The sequence below is a fragment of the Leclercia sp. W17 genome (assembly GCF_003336325.1).
In the GTDB taxonomy this organism is placed as follows: domain Bacteria; phylum Pseudomonadota; class Gammaproteobacteria; order Enterobacterales; family Enterobacteriaceae; genus Enterobacter.
The window spans coordinates 3,414,591-3,436,521 of the sequence record NZ_CP031101.1 but is presented as its reverse complement, the minus strand read 5'-3'; the positions used below and the strand labels follow the sequence as shown (position 1 = coordinate 3,436,521).

Here is a 21,931-nt window from a genome sequence, read left to right as displayed (position 1 = left end):
GTGGTGCCGTCAGTGCCTTAACTGCGGAGCACATCAACATAAACCAACGCCCACTGGCGACAGGCAGCGGAAAGGTAAGTCAGTGGAAGTGCTCCTGACCCAAGGAGTGGCGTATGAGCATGATGGGATGGATAATTCTGTTCCTGCAACTGCTGGATGCGTATCTTAAAACTGGTGCCTGACGTTTTCAGCCGCAGCATTAAGGGGGAGTTGCTCCCCCTTTTTGCTAAACGTTTACTGCTTCGGCTCTGCGATCACTTTACTTCCCACGCCGCGGTTGTTGTATTCCCACATGCGGTTGAAGTTAGCGTCGTTGAGGTTACGCTGCACGTTGCCTTTCTCATCCACCGCACCGGTATTACCCGCATACGGACGCTGAGAGATGGCGGCGTTGCCCCACGGTTTAGCCATATTAAAGCCTTCGTTGATCACGCTGTCGCGGATCACCACCTGACCGTTAGTGGCGGAATCGACATCCAGGGAGCGGCCAAGCTGCGCCACGCCGTCGCCCATCGCGGTAAAGCGGCTGTTCACTGCCAGGAAGCCGTAGAACAGATTGGACTGCGTCGCAGGGGCGAAGACGTAGCCTTCCTGCTGGGTACGGGTGTTCATGACGCGGAAATCGGTGTTATCAAACACCACGGCACCGCGACCAGAAACCATATCCACATCCCCTTCAATGTAGCTGTTGGTCACCAGCGTACGGGTGATACGGTTGTTTTTCAGGGTATTGTCAACGCCGCTGTTAGTGACGAAGAAGGTGTTCTGGCGACCCAGAATGTTCACCTTGTCGATTTGGACCCGATCGCCATCGCTGCGCAGGGCCACCGCCTGGTGGTTACCGGCATCTACGCTGTCACCCAGATTGTTTTCAATCGTCAGGTTCTGCAGCTGCAGGCCGTTGTTCTGCGACCAGAAGACCGCGGAACACATCAGGCCAACCGTGGCGCTGTGCTTGCTCTGGCAACGGTCGAACATATACCAGGCCGGTTTGCCCGGCATGTATTTACCGCCCGGGTTAACCAGACGACGCCAGGTTGCGGTGTCGATCTCGGAGTCGATCGCCAGACCAATTTTGACATCAATTGGTTTTTCACCCGTACCGTAGAGCGTCACGCTCCCCGGCGCAGCAGGCACATAGACGGTACCTTCGTATTCGCCCGGTAAAATGGCGATGTACTGACGGGAGCTGCTGTGCTTAGCGATGGCAGCATCGACTGCCGCCTGGATGGTGGTGTGCGTCACGCCCTGGGTTCCCGCCGGGCCAACCACAAAGTTCGGCTGCTCAGGCAGGCGGATGGCATAAGGACTCCACGGCGCCGCGTTCGGATCCATGGCCGTAAAGTAGCGAGCCTGCTGGAAGTTTTTCGCTTCGTCAGCGGAGAGGATCGGACGGGAAGCCGTGCCCGGCGCAGCCTGCTCTGATGGCAGTTGATCCGGCGGGGTAGAGCTGCACGCCGATAACGTCACGCCAAATGCGAGTGCCAGCGCCAGACGAGAAATCCTGGAAATGTTCAAGGGAAGCTCCTGCAAAACATATCAATAGGGGGACAACTGAAATAGCCTGCTTTTTTATACTAAGTTGAGCGAAACGGGAAGAATAAAAGGCAAAAAGTTGCTTTTTCTTCCCGCGGTTAGCGGGGAAGTTGTCACAAATAAATAACAATCTCGGTAAAGGCGATTGACAGGGCGACAGGAATGAAAATAAATGTCTATACAACCCATGACAAGTGGAAGCCCGATGCTGCAACTTCATCCTGACGATCTGATCTGGCGTAACCTGCGCCTCGCGACGCTGGATCCCGACCACGACACCCCCTATGGCCTGCTGGAAAACCGGGCATTGATTGTGCGCGGTGAGACCATCCTGGCCATCGTGCCGGAATATGACCTGCCGGAGGATCTGCCCAATACCATTGATTTACAGGGGCGGCTGGTGACGCCGGGCCTGATCGACTGCCACACGCATCTGGTGTTTGGCGGCGATCGTGCCGCCGAATGGGAGCAGCGACTCAACGGGGTCTCTTATCAGACCATCAGCGCCCAGGGCGGCGGCATTAACGCCACGGTCACTGCCACCCGGGAGAGCACGCCTGAGCAGCTCGAACAGCTCGCGCAGCAGCGCTTGCAGCGCTTAATGCGCGAGGGCGTCACCACCCTTGAGATTAAATCAGGTTACGGCCTGGATGACGAATCCGAAGAGAAGATGCTGCGCGTGGCCCGGCGTCTTGCGCAGACCAACCCGGTGGAGATCAGCCCGACGCTGCTGGCGGCGCACGCCGTGCCGAAGGCGTATCGCCACGATCCGGATGCCTACATCGACCATGTTTGCCAGCATATGCTGCCTGCACTGTGGGAAAAAGGGCTCTTCGAAGCTGTTGATGTCTTCTGCGAAAATGTCGGGTTTACGCCTGAACAGAGCGAGCGAGTGTTCAAGGCGGCGCAGACGCTGGGCATCCCCATTAAAGGCCACGTTGAGCAGCTCTCCAGTCTCGGCGGCACTGCACTGGTGAGTCGTTATCATGGGCTCTCCGCCGATCATATTGAATATCTTGACGAGGCTGGTGTCGACGCGATGGCGCAGAGCGGCACCGTGGCGGTCTTACTCCCCGGCGCATTTTACTTTTTACAGGAGCGACAGCGCCCGCCGGTTGCGCTGTTACGCCAGCGGGGGATACCGATGGCGGTCGCCACCGACTACAACCCGGGCACCAGTCCGTTCGCCAGCCTGCATCTGGCGATGAACATGGCCTGCGTCCAGTTTGGCTTAACCCCGGAAGAGGCGTGGGCAGGTGTCACCCGGCATGCCGCGCAGGCGCTGGGTCGTGGTGAGACCCACGGCCAGCTGAAGGCCGGGTTTGTCGCCGATCTGGCCATCTGGGATGCGAAAAACCCGGTGGAGATGGTCTATGAGCCGGGGCGTAACCCGCTTTATCAGCGCGTATTCAGAGGAAAAACAGTATGAGCCTGTGGCAGCCGGTTTCACCGGACGTCTGGCAAGGCCGTGACGACAGCAGCGAGGCCAGCAACGCGCTGCGCCTGTTTCAAACCGTGCAACTTAGCGACACGCCAACGCCGACCGGTGACGGTATCGCCCTGATTGGCTTCGCCTGTGACGAAGGGATCAGACGCAATCAGGGCCGCCCCGGTGCCGCACAGGCGCCGGATGTGTTACGCCGTGCGCTGGCGAACATGGCGAGCCACCAGGGGCACGATCGGCTGATGGATATGGGCAACATTGGTGTAGAGGGCAATGCGCTGGAGGCGGCCCAGCAGGCGCTGAGCGAGACGGTCACCGCCTGCCAGCAGGCGGGCATGCGCACCCTGGTTTTTGGTGGCGGACATGAAACCGCCTGGGCCCATGGTCGCGGTGTGCTGGATGCCTTTCCCGGTGAGCGGGTAGCGATCGTCAACCTCGATGCCCATCTCGATCTGCGAAACGCCAGTCAGGCGACCTCCGGCACGCCGTTCCGCCAGCTGGCCCGGTACTGCGCCGCGCAGCAGCGTGAGTTTCACTATGCCTGTCTGGGTGTCAGCCGGGCGGCCAATACCCAGGCGCTGTGGGATGAGGCTGCGCGCCTGAACGTTACGCTGGTGGAGGATCTCGATTTCCGGCAGCAGGCGCTGGACGCGCTCACAACGCTTCTTGAACAGGCAGACCGTGTCTACCTGACTATCGATCTCGACGTGATGCCTGCCGGGGAGATGCCCGCCGTGTCGGCCCCCGCCGCGCTGGGGGTTCCCGCCCGGGATCTGCTCCCGGTCATCGAGCAGATCTGTCGCAGCGGCAAACTGCAGGCGGCCGATCTGGTTGAGTTCAGTCCCGGCTTCGATCGCGACGGCCAGGGGGCGAAGCTCGCCGCACGGCTGGCGTGGCAAATCGCTCACTGGTGGGCATAAAGCTTGTATATACTCGATTTTTTATGACGGCTTAAGGAATTGCTATGTTCTCTCGCGCCCCGCAGCAGCAGGCAAGTGCGCCAGCCCCTTTCTATGAAAAGGTCAAGCAGGCGATCAGCCATCAGATCGCCACCGGCGTCTGGCGTCCCCACGATCGTATCCCGTCCGAGGCGGAGCTGGTGGCCCAGTTCGGCTTCAGCCGGATGACCATCAACCGCGCGCTGCGGGAGCTGACCGATGAGGGGCTGCTGGTGCGCCTGCAGGGGGTCGGCACCTTTGTCGCCGAGCCAAAAGGGCAGTCGGCACTGTTTGAGATCCGCAGCATTGCCGATGAGATCGCCTCCCGCAACCATCAGCACCGGTGTGAAGTGCAGTTCCTCGAAGAGACGCAGGCCAGCGCCGCCCAGGCGGTGGCATTGAACGTCAAAGAGGGATCGCGCATCTTTCACTCCCTGATGCTGCACTATGAAAACGACGTCCCGGTGCAGATAGAGGATCGCTGCGTCAATGCCGCGCTGGTGCCGGACTACCTTCAGCAGGACTACACCACCACCACGCCCCATGCTTATCTGTCGCGGGTTGCGCCGCTGACGGAAGGGGAGCATATCGTCGAGGCGGTGCGGGCCACGCCGAAGGAGTGCGAGCTGCTGCGCATCAAAGAGCACGATCCCTGTCTGCTGATCCACCGCCGCACCTGGTCAGCCTCCCACATCGTCTCCCATGCCCGGCTGCTGTTCCCCGGCAACCGCTACCGGCTGCAGGGCCATTTCATGTCATAAGCCAAAAGCGTGATTGCTGACGCAATATGACAAAAATGTATCGTAATTGTTAAAATCGGTCTTGTGTGCACTTGTCTATACAAGTATATCTTACTGTATATTCTGTCCCCAATGAGGAGCACACAATGTCGTCAGGTAAGTTTCGCCAGCAAGAGATCCGCGCCCCACGTGGCACCCGGCTGACTGCCAAAAGCTGGCTCACCGAAGCCCCGCTGCGCATGTTAATGAATAACCTCGATCCCGACGTGGCGGAGAACCCTCACGAGCTGGTGGTCTATGGCGGGATTGGCCGCGCCGCGCGCAACTGGGCGTGTTATGACGCCATTGTTGCCGCGCTTACCGAACTGGAAAGCGACGAAACCCTGCTGGTGCAGTCCGGCAAACCGGTCGGGGTGTTCAAAACCCACAAAAACGCCCCGCGCGTGCTGATCGCCAACTCCAACCTGGTGCCGCACTGGGCCACCTGGGAACACTTCAACGAGCTGGATGCGAAAGGGCTGACGATGTATGGCCAGATGACCGCTGGCAGCTGGATCTACATTGGCAGCCAGGGCATCGTCCAGGGCACCTACGAGACCTTTGTTGAAGCAGGCCGCCAACACTATAACGGCTCCCTGAAAGGCCGCTGGGTGCTCACCGCGGGCTTAGGCGGCATGGGCGGCGCACAGCCGCTGGCGGCAACACTGGCGGGGGCTTGCTCCCTGAATATTGAGTGCCAGCAGAGCCGCATCGATTTCCGTCTGCGGACCCGCTACGTCGATGAGCAGGCCGACACGCTTGACGACGCCCTGGCGCGCATCCAGAAATATACCGCCGAGGGACGGGCCGTCTCCATTGCCCTGTGCGGCAACGCCGCCGACATCGTACCGGAACTGGTGGCGCGCGGCGTGCGCCCGGACCTGGTCACCGACCAGACCAGTGCCCACGATCCGCTGCACGGCTACCTGCCAAAAGGCTGGAGCTGGGAAGAGTACCAGCAGAAAGCGCAGCAGGATCCGGAAGGTACCGTGCTGGCGGCGAAGCGTTCCATGGCTGACCACGTTAACGCGATGCTGGCCTTCAGCCAGCAGGGCGTACCGACCTTCGACTACGGCAATAACATCCGCCAGATGGCGAAAGAGATGGGCGTGACCAACGCCTTTGACTTCCCTGGCTTTGTCCCGGCCTATATCCGTCCGCTGTTCTGCCGCGGGATCGGCCCGTTCCGCTGGGTAGCCCTCTCCGGCGACCCGGAAGACATCTACAAAACCGACGCCAAAGTGAAAGAGATTGTCGCCGATGATGAGCACCTCCATCACTGGCTGGACATGGCTCGCGAGCGCATCAACTTCCAGGGACTGCCGGCGCGGATCTGCTGGGTCGGGCTGGAGTGGCGCCAGAAGCTGGGCCTGGCCTTCAACGAAATGGTGCGCAGCGGTGAAGTCTCCGCGCCCATCGTCATTGGTCGCGACCATCTCGATTCCGGCTCGGTTGCCAGCCCGAACCGCGAAACCGAAGCGATGCAGGACGGCTCCGACGCGGTCTCAGACTGGCCGCTGCTGAACGCGCTGCTCAACACCGCCAGCGGCGCCACCTGGGTTTCGCTGCACCACGGCGGCGGGGTGGGCATGGGCTTCTCCCAGCATGCCGGGATGGTGATCGTCTGCGACGGCACCGATGAAGCCGCGGCCCGTATTGCCCGCGTCCTGCACAACGATCCGGCGACAGGCGTTATGCGCCATGCCGATGCCGGGTATGACATTGCCATCGACTGCGCGAAAGAGCAGGGACTCAACCTGCCGATGATCGCGGCCACACAAGGAAAGCACTGATGAACGCCTTAACCCTGACGCCCGGCTCCCTGACCCTGGCCCAGCTGCGCCAGATCTGGCAGCAGCCGCTCCAGCTCACGCTCGATGAGGCGGCCCATAAGGCGATTAACGACAGCGTCGCCTGCGTGGAAGCCATTGTCGCCGAAGGGCGCACCGCCTACGGCATCAACACCGGGTTTGGCCTGCTGGCGCAGACGCGTATCGCCACCCACGATCTGGAAAACCTGCAACGTTCGCTGGTGCTGTCCCACGCGGCGGGCGTGGGCGAGCCGCTGGATGATGACATGGTGCGCCTGATGATGGTGCTGAAGATCAACAGCCTGGCGCGCGGTTTCTCCGGCATCCGCCTGAGCGTGATTGAGGCGCTGATTGCCATGGTCAATGCGGGCGTCTACCCGTGGATCCCGGCCAAAGGCTCGGTGGGTGCCTCCGGCGATCTGGCGCCGCTGGCGCACATGTCTCTGACCCTGCTCGGCGAAGGCAAAGCCCGCTACCGTGGCGAATGGCTCCCGGCCGCCACTGCCCTGCAAAAAGCGGGGCTGGCCCCGGTGACGCTGGCGGCGAAAGAGGGGCTGGCCCTGCTGAACGGCACCCAGGCCTCCACCGCCTTTGCCCTGCGCGGCCTGTTTGAAGCCGAAGATCTCTTTGCCTCGGCGGTGGTCTGCGGGGCGCTGACCACCGAAGCGGTGCTCGGCTCCCGGCGCCCGTTTGATGCCCGTATCCACGAGGTGCGCGGCCAGCGCGGGCAGATCGACGCCGCGGCACTGTTCCGCCACGTTCTGACCGACACCAGCGCCATTGCCGAGTCGCATCACAACTGCGACAAGGTGCAGGATCCCTACTCCCTGCGCTGTCAGCCGCAGGTGATGGGCGCCTGCCTGACGCAGATGCGCCAGGCGGCAGAGGTGCTGCTGGTGGAATCCAATGCCGTCTCCGACAACCCGCTGGTCTTCGCGGCGGAAAGTGAGGTGGTCTCCGGCGGCAACTTCCACGCCGAACCGGTGGCGATGGCGGCGGATAACCTGGCCCTGGCGATTGCCGAAATCGGCGCGCTCTCTGAACGCCGAATCGCGCTGATGATGGATAAACATATGTCCCAACTGCCGCCGTTCCTGGTGCGCAACGGCGGGGTGAACTCCGGCTTTATGATTGCTCAGGTCACCGCCGCGGCGCTGGCGAGCGAGAACAAGGCGCTGTCGCACCCGCACAGCGTGGACAGCCTGCCCACCTCCGCCAACCAGGAAGACCATGTCTCAATGGCCCCGGCAGCAGGCCGTCGTTTGTGGGAGATGACGGACAATACCCGTGGCGTGCTGGCGGTCGAGTGGCTGGCGGCAGCGCAGGGCTGCGATTTGCGTGATGGCCTCACCTCCAGCCCGCTGCTGGAGCAGGCGCGTCATATCCTGCGGGAGCAGGTGGCGCACTATGATGACGATCGCTTCTTCGCCCCGGATATTGATGCGGCGATGGGGCTGCTGGATAAAGGCAGTCTGGTTGGGTTGTTACCGGCCTTCCTGTAAAACATGCCCGGTGGCGCTTCACTTACCGGGCCTACAAAAAAACCGGCCAATGTGCCGGTTTTTTTATTTAACTGTACATCGCCGTAATGGAGGCACTTCCCAGAGTATGGAAATGGACGTTAAAGCCCACCATCGCACCGCTCGCCTCTTCATCCACCTCGATTTTTTCCACGTCCAGCGCATGCACCGTGAAGATATAGCGATGGGTTTCGCCCTTAGGAGGCGCTGCGCCGCCATATCCCGCTTTGCCAAAATCGGTGCGGGTCTCTACGGCACCCTCCGGCAGCGCTACCAGCGAGGAGCCGGAGCCCTGCGGCAGGACGCGGATATCGGCCGGGATATTGGCGACAATCCAGTGCCACCAGCCGGAGCCGGTAGGCGCATCGGGATCGTAGCAGGTGACGACAAAACTTTTGGTGCCCGGCGGCACCTCGTCCCACGCCAGATGCGGAGAGATGTTATCTCCCTCGTAACCCATACCGTTAAACACGTGGCGCAGCGGCAGTTTATCGCCGTCGCGCAGATCCTTACTGATGAGTTTCATACTGTTCCTCCGTAATAAGCTCAGCCAGAAGTGTAACGCATAAACTAGATCGCAAAGTGCGCAGGTTCCTGTACGGCATCCACCACCGCGGCGGTCAGCTTGCTGAGCTGGTCACGGCTGATCGGATACGGCGGCATCAAATAGATTAGCTTGCCGAACGGCCGCACCCAGACGCCGCGCGCTACAAAGAAGCGTTGCAGCTCGGCCATGTTCACCGGCTGGGTCGTTTCAACGACGCCGATGGCCCCCAACACCCGCACGTCGGCGACACATTCTGCCTCCCGCGCCGCCGCCAGTTCATCCTTCAGTTGGGCTTCGATGGCGGCCACCTGGGTCTGCCACTCGCCGCTCTCCAGCAATGCCAGACTTTCACTGGCGACGGCGCAGGCCAGCGGGTTACCCATAAAGGTCGGGCCGTGCATAAAGCAGCCCGCCTCGCCGTTGCTGATGGTCTCGGCCACCAGGCGGGTGGTAAGGGTGGCGGAGAGGGTCATGGTGCCGCCGGTCAGGGCTTTGCCGAGGCAGAGAATGTCCGGCGTAATCCCCGCATGCTCGCAGGCGAACAGTTTGCCGGTGCGCCCGAAGCCGGTGGCAATCTCGTCGGCAATGAGCAGGATACCTTCCCGGTCGCACATCCTGCGGATGCGCTTCAGCCATTCCGGATGGTAGATACGCATGCCGCCCGCCCCCTGCACGATGGGCTCAAGGATCACCGCGGCAATCTCGTGGCGATGGGCCGCCATCAGGCGGGCAAAGCCCACCATGTCCATCTCATCCCACTCGCCGTCAAAGCGGCTCTGCGGCGCCGGGGCAAAGAGGTTTTCCGGCAGGTAGCCCTTCCACAGGCTGTGCATCGAGTTGTCGGGATCGCACACCGACATCGCCCCGAAGGTGTCGCCATGATAGCCGTTGCGGAAGGTGAGGAACCGCTGGCGGGATTCGCCTTTGGCGTGCCAGTACTGCAGGGCCATTTTCATCGCCACCTCCACCGCCACCGAGCCGGAGTCGGCCAGGAATACGCACTCCAGCGCGTCGGGGGTCATCGCCACCAGCCGACGGCAGAGATCTACCGCGGGAGGATGGGTGATCCCGCCGAACATCACGTGCGACATGCGGTCAATCTGCGCTTTCATCGCGGCGTTCAGCCGGGGGTGATTGTAGCCGTGAATGGCCGCCCACCAGGAGGACATGCCGTCTACCAGCTGCTCGCCGCTGGCCAGCGTCAGCTCGCAGCCGTGGGCTTCCGTCACCGGATAAACCGGCAGGGGCTGGGTCATGGAGGTGTAAGGATGCCAGATATGTTGCCGATCGAAGGCGAGATCGTCCGTTGTCATAATCGACTTGTAAACCATTTTGAAAACATTTAGGTTTACAAGCATAAACCGAAACCACGCTGAACTAAACCCCTTTGGAGATGCCCCATGGCTCACCAGACTCGCTGGACAATGTCGCAAGTCACTGCATTATTTGAAAAACCCCTCCTTGAACTGCTGTTTGAAGCGCAGCAGATCCACCGTCAGCATTTCGATCCGCAGCAGATTCAGGTCAGTACGCTGCTGTCGATCAAGACCGGCGCCTGCCCGGAAGACTGTAAATACTGCCCGCAAAGTGCGCGCTACAAAACCGGCCTCGAATCCGAGCGGCTGATGGAGGTGGAGCAGGTACTGGAGTCGGCGCGTCAGGCGAAAAACGCCGGGTCGACCCGCTTCTGCATGGGCGCGGCGTGGAAAAACCCGCACGAGCGCGACATGCCTTACCTCGAACAGATGGTGCAGGGCGTTAAGGCGATGGGCCTGGAGGCCTGCATGACCCTCGGCACGCTGGACGACAGCCAGGCGCAGCGCCTGGCCTCGGCGGGGCTCGATTATTACAACCACAACCTTGATACCTCCCCGGAGTTCTACGGCAACATCATCACCACCCGTACCTACCAGGAGCGGCTGGACACGCTGGATAAAGTGCGTGAGGCGGGCATTAAGGTCTGCTCGGGTGGCATCGTGGGTCTGGGCGAAACGGTGACCGACCGCGCCGGTCTGCTGTTGCAGTTGGCGAACCTGCCGACCCCGCCGGAAAGCGTGCCGATCAACATGCTGGTGAAGGTGAAGGGTACCCCGCTGGCGGACAATGACGATGTCGACGCCTTTGACTTTATCCGCACCATTGCGGTGGCGCGGGTGATGATGCCGACCTCTTACGTGCGCCTCTCCGCGGGCCGCGAGCAGATGAACGAGCAGACCCAGGCGATGTGCTTTATGGCCGGGGCTAACTCCATCTTCTACGGCTGCAAGCTGCTCACTACCCCCAACCCGGAAGAGGACAAAGATGTCCAGCTGTTCCGCAAGCTGGGGCTGAATCCGCAGCAGACCGCGGTTCTCACCGGCGATAACGAACAGCAGCACCAGCTGGAACAGCAGCTTTTCAACGCCGATACCGACCAGTTTTACAACGCGGCGACGCTATGACCTGGCAGCAACGTATTGATGCCGCCCTCGACGCCCGTCGGGCGGCCGATGCGCTGCGCGTGCGCACCCCGGTGGAGAACGGCGCAGGCCGTTTTCTCACCTGCGACCAGCGGCGCTACTCTAATTTTTCCAGCAACGACTATCTCGGCCTGAGCCAGCATCCGGCCCTTATCCGCGCCTGGCAACAGGGGGCGGAGCAGTATGGCGTGGGCAGCGGCGGCTCCGGCCATGTCAGCGGCTATACCCGCGCGCACCGGGCGCTGGAGGAGCAACTTGCCGACTGGCTCGGTTACCCGCGGGCGCTGCTGTTTATCTCCGGCTTTGCTGCCAATCAGACGCTGATTGCAGCCCTGACCGGCAAGGACGATCGCATCGTGGCCGACCGTTTAAGCCACGCCTCCCTGCTGGAAGCGGCCAGTCACAGCCCGGCCCAGCTCCGGCGCTTCGCCCATAACGATGCCGCTCAGCTCGCTTCGCTGCTGGATAAACCCTGCGAGGGCCAGCAACTGGTGGTGACCGAGGGGATCTTCAGCATGGATGGCGACAGCGCCCCGCTGGTCGATATCCATGCGGCGGCCCGGCGTAAGGGCAGCTGGCTGCTGGTGGACGATGCCCACGGCATTGGCGTCACCGGGCCAGAAGGGCGCGGCAGTGCGGCACATCAGGGCGTCAAACCCGAGCTGCTGGTGGTGACTTTTGGCAAAGGCGTGGGTATCAGCGGCGCGGCGGTACTGTGCAGCGACCCGGTGGCCGACTATCTGTTGCAGTTTGCCCGCCATCTCATCTACAGCACCAGCATGCCCCCTGCCCAGGCGGTGGCGCTCCTGGCAGCCTTTAACCTTATTCGCAGCGACGAAGGCGATGCGCGGCGGCAGCGGCTCTCGGCACTTATCAGCCAGTTCCGCGCAGGCGTGAGCGGTCTTCCGCTTGAGATCACCGCGTCGCAAAGCGCCATTCAGCCGCTAATTGTGGGCGAAAACGCGCGCGCCCTGCATCTGGCACAGACCCTCAGAGAGAAGGGGATCTGGGTGACGGCCATTCGTCCGCCCACCGTACCGGCGGGCACGGCGCGCTTACGCCTGACCCTGACGGCGGCCCATGAAGCGGCAGACATCACCGCGTTACTGGAGGCGCTGCATGTCGCAAGTGAATAAACAGGCCATTGCCGCCGCCTTTGGCCGGGCGGCGCAGAGCTATTCCCGTCACGACGCGCTCCAGCGGCAAAGTGCCGACGGGCTGCGGGCGCTGCTCGCAGAAAACACCTTCCCCAGCGTGCTGGACGCCGGCTGTGGCCCGGGCAGCAACAGCCTCGCCTGGCGCAGAAGTGGCAGCGTGGTGACGGCGATGGATCTCAGCGCCCCGATGCTGGACGAAGCGCGCCGCAACCGGGCGGCCGACCACTATCTGCAGGCGGATATCGAAGCCATTCCGCTGGCGGATGCGCAGTTCAGCCTGGTCTGGAGCCATCTGGCGGTGCAGTGGTGCGCCAGCCTGCCGCAGGCGCTGGCGGAGCTCTGGCGCGTGGCGAAGCCCGGAGGCAGGGTGGCCTTTACCACGCTGCTGAACGGCTCCCTGCCGGAGCTGAAGCAGGCCTGGCAGGCGGTAGACACGCAGCCGCACACCAACCGCTTTCTGAGCCGGGAAGAGGTAAATAATGCCCTCAGTGGCTGGCGGCACCGCTGTGCGGTCCAGACAATCACGCTGCACTTTGACGATGCGCTTGGCGCCATGCACTCCCTGAAGGGGATCGGCGCTACCCATCTGCACGCCGGTCGGGCCGCCAGGCCCTTAACCCGAGGACAGCTGCAGAACCTGGCGCAGGCCTGGCCGCAGCGTGATGGCAAATACCCGCTCTCTTATCAACTTTTTCATGGGATTATCGAACGTGACTGAACGCTATTTTGTCACCGGCACCGACACCGAGGTCGGAAAAACCGTCGCCAGCACTGCCCTGCTACAGGCGGCGCGGATGCTGGGGCGCAACACCGCCGGGTATAAGCCCGTGGCCTCGGGCAGCGAAATGACCGCGGAAGGGCTGCGTAACAGCGATGCGCTGGCGCTACAGCGCAACAGCAGCGTGGCGCTCAGCTACCCGGAGGTGAACCCTTACACCTTCGCCGAGCCCACCTCGCCGCATATTGTCAGCGCGGAAGAGCAGCGTCCCATCGAGTTTAGCGTGCTTTCAGCCGGGCTATGCGCGCTGGAAAGCCAGGCCGACTGGGTGCTGGTGGAAGGGGCGGGCGGCTGGTTTACGCCGCTCTCCCCGGAGCAGACCTTCGCCGACTGGGCGATCGCCGAGCGCCTGCCGGTGATCCTGGTGGTGGGGGTGAAGCTGGGCTGCATCAACCACGCCATGCTCACCGCCCAGGCAATCCGCCAGGCGGGGCTGCATGTTGCGGGTTGGGTGGCTAACGGGGTGGCGGCCCCCGGCAAACGTCATGGCGAATACATGGCGACGCTGAAACGCGTACTGCCTGCACCGCTGCTGGGTGAGATCCCCTGGCTTGGCGAGCAGGCCGACACGGCGGATATCGGGCGTTATCTCTCTCTCAGCGCACTGGCGCCGTCGGCCCCATCCAGTGGGCAATAAGCGGGTCATCCAGCTCGCTGACGCGGCCCTGGGCCACGTTTCGCCCGCGGTATAGCAGGCAGAAGCGCTCCGCCACCCGGCGGATCAGCGACAGGTGCTGCTCGGCCAGCAGCACCGTTAGCCCCAGTTCGCGGTTAAACCTCAGCAGCAGCTGCGCCAGCCTGATGCTAAACAGCGGGCTGGCGCCACGGCTGGGCTCGTCGAGGATCAGCAGGCGAGGGCGGGTGACCAGCGCGTTCGCCAGTGCCAGCTGGTACTGCTGGTCGTCGTTCAGCCCTGACGCCCGCTGCTGGCGTAGCGGGTAAAGTTCCGGAAAGAACTCAAAAATTTCGCTGCTCACCGACCCGCCTACACTCCCTTTTGCCATCCGCGCGATATGCAGGTTCTCTTCTACCGTCAGCTGGGAAAAAATCCGCCTGTCCTGTGGGACAAAGCCAATTTCGGTTCCCGGAAGCCACTCACAAGGCGAGGCTCCGGCGTCTTGCCAGATCATCGTACCGCTGGCGATAGGCAGCAGGCCGGCAATGCAGTTTACGAGGGTGGTTTTCCCCATTCCGGGCAGCCCGACCACCCCGGTACAGACGCCGGGCGGCAGATCGAGGTCAACGTTCCACAGGGTGTGGCGATCCCCGTAATACTGATTAACGGCACGCAGGCTCAACATGGTCTTACTCCTTTTCAGACATCAGTGTCCCCTGATACTCTGCAAGACTCTTGCCACTGGCCAAAAAATAGCGTTTAAACCGCCTTTTTTCAGATTAGGCGCAAAAATAAGCGCTGCGAGGAGAGGGGGATGCACTGCGCCGGTGCCCCGTATGATTCACCTGGTGCAGGTACTATTTTGGTTAAAATGTGAACAATGTCTCACTGGTGGGTGAACGTTTTATTGTCATAAGATCGCCAAAATTGGGTCATAAAAATTTTTTACCGTCTCGCTGTGGGTAAAAACCGGGAATTAGCCGAGTCACGCTCCGTATGGGCTGGAGGCAGTTATCCACTATTCCTGTGGATAACCATGTGCATTAGAGTTAGAAAACGCGGGGTAAGCGAGAGAATACGCGGCCTGCGCCTGAATTGCTGCGAAACGCGTCTTTTTGAAAATAATAAATGGAATCAATCCGTTAAATAAAATCAATCTTTGTCATTAAACGGTCACGATAATGCGCTTAAGTTCGGCGTCTCGCCTTGACAAATGTTAAAAAATAAAAAGTTCTGGGGATAACCGTGCATTGATGGAATTTTATCCCGCCGCAGGCGAAATTTTGTGCAGCTTCGTTTGATTCTTGCCCAGGGTGGCACAAAACGTCGCGGTTGCCACTGTGTTTATGTCCAGTATAATTTACTGGCAAAAATAGCCATCAAGAGTAAAATTACTCACCTGCCGTATCAACCATCATCAGGTCGCCGTTCATGAGTAAACCGTTCAAACTGAATTCCGCTTTTCGTCCCTCCGGCGATCAGCCTGAAGCGATTCGCCGTCTGAAAGAGGGGCTGGAGGATGGGCTTGCGCACCAGACGCTGCTGGGGGTAACCGGGTCGGGTAAAACCTTCACCGTCGCTAATGTGATCGCCGATCTCCAGCGCCCCACAATGGTGCTCGCCCCGAACAAAACCCTAGCGGCGCAGCTCTACGGCGAGATGAAAGAGTTCTTCCCCGAGAATGCGGTGGAGTACTTCGTGTCGTACTACGACTACTATCAGCCGGAAGCCTACGTTCCCAGCTCGGACACCTTTATCGAGAAGGATGCCTCGGTGAACGAGCATATTGAGCAGATGCGTCTGTCCGCGACCAAGGCGCTGCTTGAGCGCCGTGACGTGGTGGTGGTGGCCTCGGTATCGGCCATCTACGGCCTCGGCGACCCGGATCTCTACCTGAAGATGATGCTGCACCTGACCGTGGGGATGATTATCGATCAGCGCGCCATTTTGCGTCGCCTGGCCGAGCTGCAGTACACCCGTAACGATCAGGCGTTCCAGCGCGGTACGTTTCGCGTGCGCGGCGAAGTGATCGACATCTTCCCGGCGGAGTCGGACGACTTCGCGCTGCGCGTCGAGCTTTTCGATGAAGAGGTGGAGCGGCTGTCGCTGTTCGACCCGCTGACCGGCCATGTGGAATCGACCATTCAGCGCTTCACGGTCTACCCAAAAACCCACTATGTCACCCCGCGCGAGCGCATCGTGCAGGCGATGGAGGACATCAAGGTTGAACTGGCGGATCGTCGCAGGGTGCTGTTAGAAAATAACAAGCTGCTGGAAGAGCAGCGTATCAGCCAGCGTACCCAGTTCGATCTCGAGATGATGAACGAGCTGGGCTACTGCTCCGGTATCGAAAACTACTCGCGCTATCTCTCTGGCCGTGGGCCGGGCGAAGCGCCGCCAACCCTGTTTGACTACCTGCCGGCGGATGGCCTGCTGGTGGTGGATGAATCCCACGTCACCATTCCGCAGATTGGCGGGATGTATCGTGGCGACCGGGCGCGTAAAGAGACCCTGGTGGAGTACGGCTTCCGCCTGCCGTCGGCGCTGGATAACCGTCCAATGAAGTTTGAAGAGTTCGAGGCGCTGGCGCCGCAAACTATCTACGTCTCCGCAACGCCAGGCAACTACGAGCTGGAGAAATCGGGCGACGAGGTGGTGGATCAGGTGGTGCGTCCGACCGGCCTGCTGGATCCGATTATCGAAGTGCGTCCGGTGGCCACCCAGGTGGATGACTTGCTCTCGGAAATCCGCGCCCGGTCGGCCATTAACGAGCGTGTGCTGGTGACGACCCTGACCAAGCGGATGGCGGAAGACCTGACCGAATACCTCGAAGAGCACGGTGAGAAGGTGCGCTATCTGCACTCGGATATCGACACCGTGGAGCGCATGGAAATTATCCGCGATCTGCGTCTTGGCGAGTTCGACGTGCTGGTGGGGATCAACCTGCTGCGTGAGGGGCTGGATATGCCAGAAGTGTCGCTGGTGGCGATTCTGGACGCCGACAAAGAGGGCTTCCTGCGTTCCGAGCGCTCGCTGATCCAGACCATTGGTCGTGCGGCGCGAAACGTTAACGGTAAAGCGATTCTCTACGGGGATAAGATCACCCCGTCGATGGCGAAAGCGATCGGCGAAACCGAACGCCGTCGCGAGAAGCAGCAGCGCTATAACGAAGAGCACGGGATTGTTCCGCAGGGGCTCAACAAGAAGGTGGTGGATATCCTGCAGCTTGGCCAGAATATCGCGAAAACCAAAACCAAGGGACGCGGCAAGTCGCGCTCACCGGTTGAGGCCGATACCGTGGCCCTGACGCCGAAAGCGCTGCAGCAGAAAATCCACGAGCTGGAAGGGCAGATGATGCAGCACGCACAGAACCTGGAGTTCGAAGAGGCGGCGCAGATCCGCGACCAGCTGCATCAGCTACGGGATTTATTCATCGCCGCGTCGTAGTTTGTACCCGGTGGCGCTTACTGGCTCAACAACGGCACTCTGCCTGTAGGCCCGGTAAGCGAAGCGCCACCGGGCATTACAGGCCGTACAAGCTAACCCAACGCCTGAATCGCTCTCTCCAGCGCCACGCGCAGCAGATGCCGATCGTGGCGGTACTTGATGTCGCTTGCTTCGAGCGGCTCCTGCACCACCACCCGGCCTTCCATACCTGAGATATCCTCTTTCGGCCCGACCACTACCGCATCGACGATCTTTTTACCGACATACTGCTCCATCAGCGCCAGCTTTGCGGCCAGCGAAAGCCCGGCGGCGGCCGGGCTGAGCTCGCGACCCAGATTGCCGATATAGACTACCGGGGCGGGCGTGCGCCGCAGCGCCTGGGCCAGCTCTTTAATCAGCAGGAGCGGCATCAGGCTGGTGTAAAAACTGCCGGGGCCGATGAGGATCAGATCCGCTTCACCAATCGCTTCTACTGCTTCGCGGGTCGCCGGGACAGTGGGGTAGAGCATCAGCTCTTTCGGGGGCAGGGCAAGCTGATCGATATTTACCTCGCCATACACTTCATGGTCGTTGCAGTCGATTGCCATCAAATCAACCGGAAGTTCGGACATGGGGATGAGAAAGGCGTCCACTTTAAGCAGGTTGCGAATTAAATTGATCGCCTCCAGAGGCCGGACGCTGAGGTGATCCAGCGCCTTTAACATCAGATTTCCAAGGTTATGCCCGGAAAGTTCGCCATTACCGGCAAAACGATACTCAAACATGGCCGAAGCCACGCTCGGTTCCGTGATAAGCTGATTTAAGCAGTTGCGCATGTCTCCCCAGGCGATGCCGCCTTCGGAGCGGCGGATGCGCCCGGTTGAGCCGCCATTATCGGTGGTCGTGACGATCCCTGTCAGGCGGGAGCCGAGCGATGACAGGGAGGACATGACCCGGCCCAGTCCGTGGCCTCCGCCGAGAGCGACCACCCGGTCAAGATCCGCAAAAGTGCGATTGCGCATAAAAATTCCTTATTAAGACCAACATGTAAACAGTAACGCAACTACTCCTAAATGACGATGCTGCGACCCGCGCAAAATGACGTATATCAATGCAAAAATGTGATAATGACGTATTCTGAACCGAAATGGCACGATTAGCTCGTTATATACACATTTATATAGCGTAAGTCGACGATAGCGAAACTCGCTTTAACACGCTACTATCGACATAACCACGTTTTCATCATTGAAAACATACACTCTAGCCTTTGCGCCTGTGTCGACAGATATGGCGCTCTGGCCGTGGCGCTTTTGCCACCAGGGTACAGGAAGAAATGACTGTGCCTCCCGTATCAGGAAAGGTGTACATGGCTTCACAACTTACCGATGCATTCGCGCGTAAGTTTTTTTACCTGCGTTTGTCGATTACCGATGTGTGCAACTTCCGTTGCACCTACTGCCTGCCGGATGGCTATAAGCCTGGCAGCGTCACCAATAACGGCTTTCTCTCCGTGGACGAAGTGCGCCGCGTCACGCGCGCGTTTGCCGCCATGGGAACGGAGAAGGTCCGTCTTACCGGCGGCGAACCCTCGCTGCGCCGGGACTTCACCGATATCATCGCGGCGGTACGTGAAAACGACGCCATCCGCCAGATTGCGGTCACCACCAATGGCTATCGTCTGGCGCGCGATGTCGCGCAGTGGCGCGACGCGGGGCTGACCGCCATCAACGTCAGCGTCGACAGCCTGGATGCCCGCCAGTTTCACGCCATCACCGGACAGGATAAATTCCACCAGGTGATGGAAGGCATCGACGCGGCCTTTGCGGCCGGCTTCGACAAGGTGAAGGTCAACACCGTGCTGATGCGCGATGTGAACCATCATCAACTGGATACCTTCCTGGCGTGGATCAAACCCCGCCGCATTCAGCTGCGCTTCATTGAGCTGATGGAAACCGGCGAGGGCAGCGACCTCTTCTCCCGTCATCACATCTCCGGCATGGTATTGCGCGATGAGCTGCTTAAACGCGGCTGGATCCACCAGCTTCGCCAGCGCAGCGACGGCCCGGCGCAGGTCTTTTGTCACCCCGACTACGAAGGGGAGATTGGCCTTATCATGCCGTATGAAAAAGACTTCTGTGCCAGCTGTAACCGCCTGCGCGTCTCGTCGGTGGGCAAGCTGCACCTCTGCCTGTTTGGCGACGGCGGCGTCGACCTGCGCGATCTGCTGGCCGATGATGCGCAGCAGGCGGCGCTGGAAGCACGCATTTCTGAGGCGCTGATGCACAAAAAACAGACCCACTTCCTGCATCAGGGCAACACCGGGATCACCCAGAACCTGTCATACATTGGCGGGTAATCGCTACAAGGAACCAGAAGATGAGTCAGGTAAGCGCTGAATTTATCCCGACGCGTATTGCTATTCTTACCGTTTCTGAACGCCGCGGCGAAGAGGATGACACCTCCGGCCACTGGCTGCGCGATGCAGCCCACGAGGCCGGGCATCAGATCGTCGACAAGGCCATCGTCAAAGAGAACCGCTACGCCATTCGCGCGGAAGTGTCGCGCTGGATCGCCAGCGATAACGTCCAGGTGGTGCTGATCACCGGCGGCACCGGTTTTACCGCAGGCGATCAGGCCCCGGAAGCGCTGCTGCCGCTCTTCGATCGCGAGATAGAAGGCTTCGGCGAGGTGTTCCGCATGCTCTCGTTTGAAGAGATTGGCACCTCCACCCTGCAATCGCGTGCTGTCGCAGGGATCGCCAACAACACGGTGATTTTCGCCATGCCAGGCTCCACCAAAGCGTGCCGCACCGCGTGGGAAAATATCATTGCCCCGCAGCTGGATGCCCGCACGCGTCCGTGTAATTTCCATCCTCACCTGAAGAAATAAGCTATGTCGCAACTGACCCACATTAACGCCGCGGGCGAAGCCCATATGGTGGATGTCTCCGCCAAGGCCGAAACCGTGCGTGAAGCCCGCGCGGAAGCGTTCGTCACCATGCTTCCCGAAACGCTGGCAATGATCCTTGACGGCAGCCACCACAAAGGGGACGTCTTCGCTACGGCGCGGATCGCCGGGATCCAGGCGGCGAAACGCACCTGGGATCTGATCCCGCTGTGCCATCCGCTGATGCTCAGCAAAGTGGAGGTCAACCTGCGGGCCGAGCCGGAGCACAACCGGGTGCGCATCGAATCATTGTGCCGCCTGACCGGGAAAACCGGCGTGGAAATGGAAGCCTTAACTGCCGCCTCCGTGGCGGCGTTAACCATCTATGACATGTGCAAAGCGGTGCAGAAAGACATGGTTATTGGCCCGGTTCGCCTGCTGGCGAAAAGCGGGGGAAAATCGGGTGATTTCAGGGCACAAGAGAATGATTAAAGTACTGTTTTTTGCGCAGGTGCGCGAGCTGGTGAATACCGACAGCCTGACGCTGGATATCGAGGTGGAAAACGTCGAAGCGCTGCGGGCGCATCTGGCGGCGCAAAGCGACCGCTGGGCGCTGGCGCTGGACGCGAGCAAACTGCTGGCGGCGGTGAACCAGACGCTGGTGGAGTTCACGCATCCGGTCAAACCGGGCGATGAGGTGGCTTTCTTCCCACCGGTGACCGGGGGCTGAAATGAGTGACACCAAAATCCTGGTCGAACAGGCGCGTTTTAACGTCGGCACGGAGTATAACTGGCTTGCTGAGCGTGACGAAGATGGCGCGGTGGTCACCTTCACCGGCAAGGTGCGTAACCATAATCTCGGCGACAGCGTAAAAGCGCTGACCCTTGAGCACTATCCTGGCATGACGGAAAAAGCGCTAGCGGAGATCGTTGAGCAGGCGCGTCAGCGCTGGCCGCTCGGCCGCGTGACCGTGATCCACCGCATCGGCGAGATGTGGCCGGGGGAGGAGATCGTCTTCGTTGGCGTCACCAGCGCCCATCGCGGCAGCGCCTTTGCGGCGGGTGAGTTTATTATGGATTATCTCAAAACCCGCGCCCCGTTCTGGAAGCGCGAAGCGACCCCGGAGGGCGATCGCTGGGTCGAGTCCCGCAACAGCGACAAGGAAGCCGCCAACCGCTGGTAGCCGGATTGCCGGGATGTGTTAGGCTTTAACAGTGTGTCCACTTAAAAAGGAGTGTGTTATGGACAGATTTCCCCGTTCCGATTCCATCGTGCAGCAGAGCCGTACCGGGCTGCAAACCTACATGGCCCAGGTCTATGGCTGGATGACCTGCGGCCTGCTGCTTACCGCCTTTGTCGCGTGGTTTTCCGCCAACACCCCTGCGGTGATGATGTTTGTCTTCTCCAGCAAAATCACCTTCTTTGGCCTGATCATCGCCCAGCTGGCGCTGGTGTTTGTCCTCTCCGGGCTGGTGCATAAGCTCAGCGCAGGGATGGCCACCACGCTGTTTATGCTCTATTCGGCGCTGACCGGCCTGACGCTCTCCAGTATTTTCCTCGTCTACACCTACTCCTCCATCGCCAGCACCTTTGTGGTGGCCGGTGGGATGTTTGGTGCGATGAGCCTTTACGGCTACACCACCAAACGCGACCTGAGCGGCTTTGGCAACATGCTGTTTATGGCGCTGATTGGTATCGTGCTGGCATCGCTGGTGAACTTCTGGCTGAAGAGTGAAGCGCTGATGTGGGCGGTGACCTATATCGGGGTGATTGTCTTTGTCGGGCTGACGGCCTATGACACCCAGAAGCTGAAAAACATTGGCGAGCAGATTGACGTGCGCGACAGCTCAAATCTGCGTAAATACTCTATTCTCGGGGCGCTGACGCTCTATCTGGACTTCATCAACCTGTTCCTGATGCTGCTGCGCATCTTTGGCAACCGTCGTTGATTGCCTTGCCCGGCGGCGCTTCGCTTGCCGGGCCCACAACACCGTAGGCCGGGTAAGCGCAGCGCCACCCGGCCAATCCCG

Annotated in this window: 21 protein-coding genes and 1 riboswitch; of the genes, 16 read left to right on the top strand and 5 right to left on the bottom strand. The window is 60.6% G+C overall.

Features of this window, described 5'->3' with window-relative positions; translation table 11 throughout:
• Positions 1 to 234: 234 nt before the first annotated feature.
• Positions 235 to 1,518 (bottom strand): putative acyl-CoA thioester hydrolase, encoded by a 1,284-nt coding sequence (locus DVA44_RS17010; protein ID WP_114315583.1) that lies wholly within the window; start codon positions 1,516 to 1,518, stop codon positions 235 to 237.
• 223 nt (positions 1,519 to 1,741) lie between these two features.
• Between DVA44_RS17010 and hutI the strand changes: the two genes are divergently transcribed.
• From hutI to hutH, 5 genes are all read left to right on the top strand, one after another.
• A complete protein-coding gene (gene hutI, locus DVA44_RS17005; RefSeq protein ID WP_114315582.1) occupies positions 1,742 to 2,965 on the top strand; it encodes an imidazolonepropionase in 1,224 nt (407 codons plus the stop codon).
• Positions 2,962 to 3,900 (top strand): formimidoylglutamase, encoded by a 939-nt coding sequence (gene hutG / locus DVA44_RS17000; RefSeq protein WP_114315581.1) that lies wholly within the window; start codon positions 2,962 to 2,964, stop codon positions 3,898 to 3,900. Before hutI ends, hutG begins: the two co-directional genes overlap by 4 nt.
• Positions 3,901 to 3,944: 44 nt before the next feature.
• Positions 3,945 to 4,679 (top strand): histidine utilization repressor, encoded by a 735-nt coding sequence (locus DVA44_RS16995; protein WP_103178753.1) that lies wholly within the window; start codon positions 3,945 to 3,947, stop codon positions 4,677 to 4,679.
• A 125-nt stretch (positions 4,680 to 4,804) separates the two neighbouring features.
• Positions 4,805 to 6,490, top strand: coding sequence for a urocanate hydratase (gene hutU, locus DVA44_RS16990; protein WP_114387630.1), 1,686 nt, complete (start codon positions 4,805 to 4,807; stop codon positions 6,488 to 6,490).
• Positions 6,490 to 8,010, top strand: coding sequence for a histidine ammonia-lyase (gene hutH, locus DVA44_RS16985; RefSeq protein WP_114387629.1), 1,521 nt, complete (start codon positions 6,490 to 6,492; stop codon positions 8,008 to 8,010). Before hutU ends, hutH begins: the two co-directional genes overlap by 1 nt.
• A gap of 67 nt (positions 8,011 to 8,077) precedes the next feature.
• Here the strand turns inward: hutH and DVA44_RS16980 are convergent, their stop codons facing one another.
• Positions 8,078 to 8,554: a kinase inhibitor gene (locus DVA44_RS16980; RefSeq protein ID WP_114387628.1), complete on the bottom strand. Its 477-nt coding sequence runs from the start codon at positions 8,552 to 8,554 to the stop codon at positions 8,078 to 8,080.
• Positions 8,555 to 8,598: 44 nt separating this feature from the next.
• Positions 8,599 to 9,906 (bottom strand): adenosylmethionine--8-amino-7-oxononanoate transaminase, encoded by a 1,308-nt coding sequence (gene bioA, locus DVA44_RS16975; RefSeq protein ID WP_114388443.1) that lies wholly within the window; start codon positions 9,904 to 9,906, stop codon positions 8,599 to 8,601.
• A gap of 69 nt (positions 9,907 to 9,975) precedes the next feature.
• Here bioA and bioB point away from each other — a divergent pair, with 69 nt between their 5' ends.
• From bioB to bioD, 4 genes are read left to right on the top strand one after another with little or no spacing between them, the layout of a single operon-like run.
• Positions 9,976 to 11,016, top strand: coding sequence for a biotin synthase BioB (gene bioB / locus DVA44_RS16970; RefSeq protein ID WP_103823529.1), 1,041 nt, complete (start codon positions 9,976 to 9,978; stop codon positions 11,014 to 11,016).
• On the top strand, positions 11,013 to 12,170 hold the full coding sequence (gene bioF / locus DVA44_RS16965; protein ID WP_114387627.1) for an 8-amino-7-oxononanoate synthase: 1,158 nt from the start codon (positions 11,013 to 11,015) through the stop codon (positions 12,168 to 12,170). Before bioB ends, bioF begins: the two co-directional genes overlap by 4 nt.
• Positions 12,154 to 12,909, top strand: coding sequence for a malonyl-ACP O-methyltransferase BioC (bioC, locus tag DVA44_RS16960; protein WP_114387626.1), 756 nt, complete (start codon positions 12,154 to 12,156; stop codon positions 12,907 to 12,909). The genes bioF and bioC overlap by 17 nt, the downstream gene beginning before the upstream one ends.
• On the top strand, positions 12,902 to 13,606 hold the full coding sequence (gene bioD, locus DVA44_RS16955) for a dethiobiotin synthase (protein WP_168194494.1): 705 nt from the start codon (positions 12,902 to 12,904) through the stop codon (positions 13,604 to 13,606). Before bioC ends, bioD begins: the two co-directional genes overlap by 8 nt.
• On the opposite strand, the gene DVA44_RS16950 is transcribed toward bioD, so the two are convergent.
• On the bottom strand, positions 13,566 to 14,270 hold the full coding sequence (locus tag DVA44_RS16950) for an ABC transporter ATP-binding protein (protein WP_114387624.1): 705 nt from the start codon (positions 14,268 to 14,270) through the stop codon (positions 13,566 to 13,568). The two genes, bioD and DVA44_RS16950, sit on opposite strands and share 41 nt — an antisense overlap.
• 746 nt (positions 14,271 to 15,016) lie before the next feature.
• On the opposite strand from DVA44_RS16950, the gene uvrB reads away from it, so the two are divergent.
• Positions 15,017 to 17,032, top strand: coding sequence for an excinuclease ABC subunit UvrB (uvrB, locus tag DVA44_RS16945; protein ID WP_103178762.1), 2,016 nt, complete (start codon positions 15,017 to 15,019; stop codon positions 17,030 to 17,032).
• A 92-nt stretch (positions 17,033 to 17,124) separates the two neighbouring features.
• Here the strand turns inward: uvrB and yvcK are convergent, their stop codons facing one another.
• The gene (yvcK, locus tag DVA44_RS16940) at positions 17,125 to 18,033 is read right to left on the bottom strand and encodes a uridine diphosphate-N-acetylglucosamine-binding protein YvcK (RefSeq protein WP_103178763.1); all 909 of its coding nucleotides are present in this window, start codon (positions 18,031 to 18,033) and stop codon (positions 17,125 to 17,127) included.
• A gap of 225 nt (positions 18,034 to 18,258) precedes the next feature.
• Positions 18,259 to 18,393: riboswitch (molybdenum cofactor riboswitch) on the top strand.
• Between yvcK and moaA the strand changes: the two genes are divergently transcribed.
• The 6 genes from moaA (at position 18,381) to DVA44_RS16905 (ending at position 21,850) form a co-directional block, all read left to right on the top strand.
• On the top strand, positions 18,381 to 19,370 hold the full coding sequence (moaA, locus tag DVA44_RS16930; RefSeq protein ID WP_114387623.1) for a GTP 3',8-cyclase MoaA: 990 nt from the start codon (positions 18,381 to 18,383) through the stop codon (positions 19,368 to 19,370). (Overlaps the previous riboswitch by 13 nt.)
• Before the next feature lie 20 nt (positions 19,371 to 19,390).
• Positions 19,391 to 19,903, top strand: a complete 513-nt coding sequence (gene moaB / locus DVA44_RS16925; protein WP_103178765.1) for a molybdenum cofactor biosynthesis protein B — start codon at positions 19,391 to 19,393, stop codon at positions 19,901 to 19,903.
• Between the two features lie 3 nt (positions 19,904 to 19,906).
• Positions 19,907 to 20,392 carry a cyclic pyranopterin monophosphate synthase MoaC gene (moaC, locus tag DVA44_RS16920; protein ID WP_103823522.1) on the top strand — a complete coding sequence of 162 codons (486 nt, stop codon included), beginning with the start codon at positions 19,907 to 19,909 and terminating at the stop codon, positions 20,390 to 20,392.
• On the top strand, positions 20,385 to 20,630 hold the full coding sequence (gene moaD, locus DVA44_RS16915; protein WP_103178767.1) for a molybdopterin synthase sulfur carrier subunit: 246 nt from the start codon (positions 20,385 to 20,387) through the stop codon (positions 20,628 to 20,630). Before moaC ends, moaD begins: the two co-directional genes overlap by 8 nt.
• Position 20,631: 1 nt before the next feature.
• Positions 20,632 to 21,084 (top strand): molybdopterin synthase catalytic subunit MoaE, encoded by a 453-nt coding sequence (gene moaE / locus DVA44_RS16910; protein WP_114387622.1) that lies wholly within the window; start codon positions 20,632 to 20,634, stop codon positions 21,082 to 21,084.
• 58 nt (positions 21,085 to 21,142) lie between these two features.
• Positions 21,143 to 21,850, top strand: coding sequence for a Bax inhibitor-1/YccA family protein (locus DVA44_RS16905; RefSeq protein WP_103178769.1), 708 nt, complete (start codon positions 21,143 to 21,145; stop codon positions 21,848 to 21,850).
• Positions 21,851 to 21,931: the final 81 nt, after the last annotated feature.